Below are 4,434 nucleotides of genomic sequence, written 5' to 3'. Positions count from 1 at the left end.
GGGGCGTACGGAGCGATCAGCATCACCAGATCGGCCCACGGCACCACACGGTTCATCTCGTCCAGGAATTCGCGCTTGCGGTTGCGCTTGGTCGACAAGTTCAGCAAGGTCAGTTTGTTTCATGCGCCACATGCTCGCTGGCTCGACGATTCATTTCAAGCACATCTGCTGGCTAATTTTTGCAGAGCATCCTTAACTTCAAGTTTCGCGTCACATCCATCCCTGCAAAATACAACTCTGACTCGAGGAAAGAAAATGCAGTCATTCGCAAATTTAATTCTGAATTCTATAAGTAATAATCACGGCGACCTCAAAATCTGAAGTGCAACACCTTGCCATCCGGTAAGGTGTGGTGAATGACAAAAACGAAGTACCGCAACTGCAATCCGAAGAGCGCATGCGCATCGAGATTTGGAAGGCGGAGAAAGTCAGTCAGCGCGAGATGGGCGCAGGCTGGGGCGTGCGCCTTCAACGCTGAAGCGCGAGCTTCGCCGCAACGCGACAGCAAGCGGTGGCTATGGGGCAATGACAGCGTAAGCCCGCCGCGCGCAACGCCGCCAGGCCAGCCGTCCCGCCCGCAAACTCGCTGCCGACAGTGTGCTGTGGCGCGTGGTGCGCCACTTCCTTGACCAAAAGTGGTCACCCCAGGAAATCCCGCTACTCTCAAGCGCGCCTTTCCTGACCACCGCGAGCGCCACGTGTCCCACGAGACCATCTACAACGCCATTTACGCCTACCCGCGCGGCGAACTGCGTCGCCAGCTCATCGCTTGTCTGCGCCAGGGCCACGCTAAGCACCTGCTGCGCTCGCGTGGCACCGACCGGCGTGGCCAAATTCCCGACATGGTCAGCATCCATGAGCGCCCGCCTGAGGTCAACGACAGGCTCATGCCCGGGCACTGGGAAGGCGACCCCATCAAGGGTGCGGGTAACCGCTCGGCAGTGGGCGTACTGGTGGAGCGCATGAGCCGCGCCGTGCTGCTGGTCAAGATGTCCGATGCCACCGCGGCTTCGGTCTGCTGGCCCCCGGGGGCTGGCCACTGCCGCAGCATCGATGCTTGCCCGACTCCAATCGATCTGACCATGCTCGCGCAGGCGGGTTAGCAGGGCCAGGTGCATGCGCGTCCAGACGCCACTGGCCTGCCAGTCACGCAGACGACGCCAGTAGGTCATGCCGCTGCCAAAGCCCAGTTCCTGCGGCAAGTCTTTCCACGGAATGCCGGTGTGCAAAGCAATCACGATGCCGCTTAGCGACAGTTTCACCAGAAAACACGCCTATATCGCTAATATAGGTTAGCGGTGGGGAGTCGTAGGACGATCATCGGTATTTGCACGGGGGACTATTCTTGCCGCAAGAAAGCCAGTGTGTGACGCTTAAAATCGGGTCACGCGTTCGGTCGTAACGACGCCCCAATCTTTGCCCGCAGGAACTCAAATGTCGTTGCACTGGCGCGGGCTCTGGTTTCGGGTTCGACGCCAGCGCCATGACCGCCATCGCGCTGTTCTAGGTAGAAGACCTCGCGATGTCCGAGTGCCTGCATTTTCGCGACCATCTTTCGTGCATGGCCTGGATGCACGCGATCGTCAGTGGACGATGATGTGAATAGAACCGGCGGATAGGAGACGTCCGGCTTTACGTTGTGATAGGGTGAGTAAGCCATAAGCATCCGGCGATCGTCGGCATCGTCGGGATTGCCGTACTCGTCGACCCACAAAGCGCCCTGCAACAACAGGTGAAAGCGTGACATGTCGAGCACTGGCACATGCGAGATAACGGCACCGAATAAATCCGGACGCTGGATCATGCACGCTGCGGTTAACAACCCGCCGTTGCTCGCCCCTTGGATCGCGAGTTGCCCCGGGGTGGTAACACTGGAGCTGATCAATGCCTCAGCGACGGCAATGAAATCACCAAATGCGACCGGACGTTTTTCTCGTTGCGCGGCTTGATGCCAGCCAGGCCCGAACTCACCTCCCCCCCGGATGCTCGCGATTGCGTACACACCGCCCGGTTCTAGCCAGGAGAATCCCAAAGTGCCCATATAGGCGGGTGTATCGAGCCGGATTTCGAATCCGCCGTATCCATAGAGCAGGCAAGGTCGAGGGGTACCCTGAAGATCTGCCTCGCGGCCGATCACCCAATAGGGAATCTGCACGCCATCGGGTGCCATGGCATGCCGGCGCAACGCGAGGAATCCGGTTGAATCGAAGCGTGCGGGAAGCTGTCCGAGCTGGTGCCAAGGTGTGTCACTGGAGAGATCGGCATGGTACAGCGCTGGTGGTGTCAGGAAGTGATCGACGTAGATCAGTACAGTGTCATCGCGTGCTCTATCGACGGCGGTCACAGATGCTTCGCATCCGGCCGGCAACGGATACGCTCGAGATTGCCACGTGTCGTCGACCGAGTCTGGCGGACGCCAAAGCGTCACGCGGGTAACGCTTTCGCTCTTGTCAGAGACGATTAGCCAGTGCTTCGTATAACGCACCCCCGACAGTACATTCTCGTCAGTTGGCGTGAAAAGTACGGTGAAGTGGCGATCACCGTCGAGAAATGCGTCACGTCGAATGGCCAGTAAAGAACCGCCCCGATAAGCCGTCTCGTTGACGTGCCAATTGGTGCGCGGCGTGACGAATAGCCATTCGCTCCACTCAAACAAAGCAGCCGTATTACGCGGCACATCGTACAACCGCCATTCACGAGCCTTTTCATCGAGCCAGAATTGCTCCCGTTCGTAGAATGTCGTGCTGCGGCTTGCAATATGACGTGCTTGGATTGGGTCGTAATTCGCTGACGCACCCAAGTCGTCAGGCTCGCATTCGAACACCACCGGCGCATCCGCTACTGGCGTTCCGCGCTTCCATCTGCGCACCTGTCGCGGGTGACCGGAAACAGTGACAGCGGGGGCCGCGTTTACTGCGCTGTCATCCCAGCTCGCATAAACCGTATCTCGATCGATCCATGCAACGCTGTGGTGACCGGAATCTGGTAGTTCGAATCCGTTCTCAACAAACGCACGCGCTTCCACGTCGAATTCCCGCACGATACAAGTATCGGAACCGCCGGGCGACAGGAAGACCAGTGCGCGATCAGCAGTGGGATAAATAAGATGAAAGCCCGCCAGAGCCCAGCGCGTGCCGTCCCCGTTTCGGTTGTTCAAGTCAAGCGCATCGACCTCCAGTACCACTTCCCATTGTGGGTTGCCCTCGATCCAGGCATTCCAGGGCGTACGCCGTACGAAACCGAGCGGATGCGCTCCGTCAAGCCAAGTATTGTAAGCCCAGTTACCCCAGCGCGAGCATATGACGATGCGATCTTGGTCCATCATGGTCTCGACGAGCCGCTTAGTTAGCACGTCGGCGGCTGACGTGCGTCCGTACATTTCCATAGTACGGGCTGTCTGAGCGAAAACCCATGAATTGACAGTGGGACTATCGAGTTCTTCGAGATCGATATACGGATCGGCAGCGTTACCTGTCGGCGGCCAAATAATTTTCGATTGCGAATTTATCATAATGAATCATCCATTAAAGTACTTTCAGAAGGAACAGCTTCATCTTTCAAATCGCCCGATTCGGTTCAACTAATCGTGCCATTTCGACATGGTTGAGGTAGTCGAGTTCCATGATGATTTGCGCGCTGCGCGGCACATCGATTGGCTACCACTCGCCACACGTGACCTGCGCGTCCAACTCGATCGAGCCAGAGGTTTTCGACTTGCCCCGAAACCAGCATCGCAAGCAAGCCCTTGCGAAGGGGATTGCGTGGGAAGACTTGCCGCAGGAACTGGGCTTCGGCCGCGGTATGACTTGCTGGCGTCGCCTTCGTGATTGGTAGGCCAGCGGCATCTGGGAACGCTTGCAACTGGCCCTGCTGACGCGATTGCGTGAGCATGACCAGGTCGATTGGAGCCGGGCGAGTATCGATGGTGCGGCTGTGACTAGCCTCCAGGGGGGCAGCAGACCGGCCCGAACCCCACCGACCGTGGCAAGCTCGGCACCAAACGCCACCTCGTCGTAGACCGGCGCGGCGCTGGCCGTGACCGGTGCCAATTGGCACGACTCGGTGGTCTTCGAAGCCCTGGTTGATGCCATACCCGCAGTGCCGGGGCTGCCTGGCGGGCCGCGCAGCCGCCCCGACAAGCTCAACGCCGCGATTGAAACACCGCCGCCGAACCGTCATTGCATCCTGATGGCGGACACTTCGGTTACGATTCACCCCGTCACTCAGGACGCCAGCGCAAGGTGTCCGCCTTCGCATGGAACACTGTCCGCGATGAGTCTGGAATCACTGTCCGCCATCAGTGGAATGCGCACGAATCTTGCGGGCTTGCGTTCAACGAAGGAAAGCAATAGCAGTCCTGAGCCCAACGCAAACGATTGAATGTGACTATACAAAAGTCCTACGAACTCAATTTAACGGCGATCAGTTATAAGG

Annotated in this window: 1 protein-coding gene and 4 pseudogenes; 2 read left to right on the top strand and 3 right to left on the bottom strand. The window is 58.3% G+C overall.

Features of this window, described 5'->3' with window-relative positions:
* Positions 1-123: pseudogene (locus MKD50_RS30050) on the bottom strand (IS5/IS1182 family transposase); the annotation flags it as partial.
* A 274-nt stretch (positions 124-397) separates the two neighbouring features.
* Here MKD50_RS30050 and MKD50_RS30045 point away from each other — a divergent pair.
* Positions 398-1,013: pseudogene (locus MKD50_RS30045) on the top strand (IS30 family transposase); the annotation flags it as partial.
* Here the strand turns inward: MKD50_RS30045 and MKD50_RS30040 are convergent.
* Both MKD50_RS30040 and MKD50_RS30035 read right to left on the bottom strand, forming a co-directional pair.
* Positions 993-1,259, bottom strand: a pseudogene (locus MKD50_RS30040) (transposase); the annotation flags it as partial. The pseudogenes MKD50_RS30045 and MKD50_RS30040 sit on opposite strands and share 21 nt — an antisense overlap.
* Before the next feature lie 125 nt (positions 1,260-1,384).
* On the bottom strand, positions 1,385-3,511 hold the full coding sequence (locus tag MKD50_RS30035; RefSeq protein WP_012354770.1) for a prolyl oligopeptidase family serine peptidase: 2,127 nt from the start codon (positions 3,509-3,511) through the stop codon (positions 1,385-1,387).
* Between the two features lie 233 nt (positions 3,512-3,744).
* Here MKD50_RS30035 and MKD50_RS30030 point away from each other — a divergent pair.
* Positions 3,745-4,149, top strand: a pseudogene (locus MKD50_RS30030) (transposase); the annotation flags it as partial.
* Positions 4,150-4,434: the final 285 nt, after the last annotated feature.

Origin of the sequence: Cupriavidus mimosae, assembly GCF_023952485.1 — a bacterium.
Lineage (GTDB): Bacteria > Pseudomonadota > Gammaproteobacteria > Burkholderiales > Burkholderiaceae > Cupriavidus > Cupriavidus taiwanensis_C.
Note: the sequence above shows the minus strand (reverse complement) of the source record. Positions and strands in the feature narration are given on the sequence as shown.

Bases quoted from the DNA above. Each gene is read 5' to 3' on its own strand.
- MKD50_RS30035 (WP_012354770.1), bottom strand. From the start codon at position 3,511: ATGATAAATTCGCAATCGAAAATTATTTGGCCGCCGACAGGTAACGCT.